Annotated in this window: 1 protein-coding gene; it reads left to right on the forward strand. The window is 39.9% G+C overall.

Going from position 1 to position 631, the window contains the following annotated elements:
* The first annotated feature begins 214 nt into the window (after positions 1–214).
* On the forward strand, positions 215–574 hold the full coding sequence (locus EI164_RS16630) for a universal stress protein (protein WP_192521060.1): 360 nt from the start codon (positions 215–217) through the stop codon (positions 572–574).
* Positions 575–631 lie beyond the last annotated feature (57 nt).

Genomic DNA, 631 nt, shown 5'->3' on the forward strand with positions numbered 1-631 from the left:
GTTATTGTGCTTAGTTTACCAAGTTTATCTCTACGGTTTATTCAGCATAGCTCAGTCAGGCTATCGTTAGCAGTGATTGATAAATCGATCTAACGTACTCTATTGTAGCTACCGATATAGATCACTGGATGCAGCACTATAAATTGGTTATTATCAAGTTAAGGATTTCAGATTTTATAATAAAACAATAAACCATAAAATTTAAGGATAGCTTATGACCACAACACAGCATGTTTTAGCCTGTATTGACGGATCGGCAGTCACTGAATCGGTTTGTGACTATGCAGCATGGTATGCCAGTAAACTGAACATACCGGTAGGATTGCTACATGTCAGTGAGGTTCCTGCATCGACCAGACGTGATTTATCGGGTGCGATAGGGGTAAACAGCCGCCAGTTTTTATTAGAAGAGCTGACCCAAATGGACGAACAAAGAGCCAAAGTGGTCAACAGTTATAGTAATGCATTGGTAGAAGATGCAAAAAGCCATCTCCAAGCCAATTTTGATGGAGTGAATGTCCGCATCTATCAAAAAAGCGAAAGAGGACTCCACCCGACATTAGGGTGGAGGTGAATTTCGCATCACTAGCTAACCTCGCTGGTTCTGAATATATTGTTTAATAATATCTAA

It is taken from the genome of Psychrobacter sp. FME13 (genome assembly GCF_014861395.1).
GTDB lineage: Bacteria > Pseudomonadota > Gammaproteobacteria > Pseudomonadales > Moraxellaceae > Psychrobacter.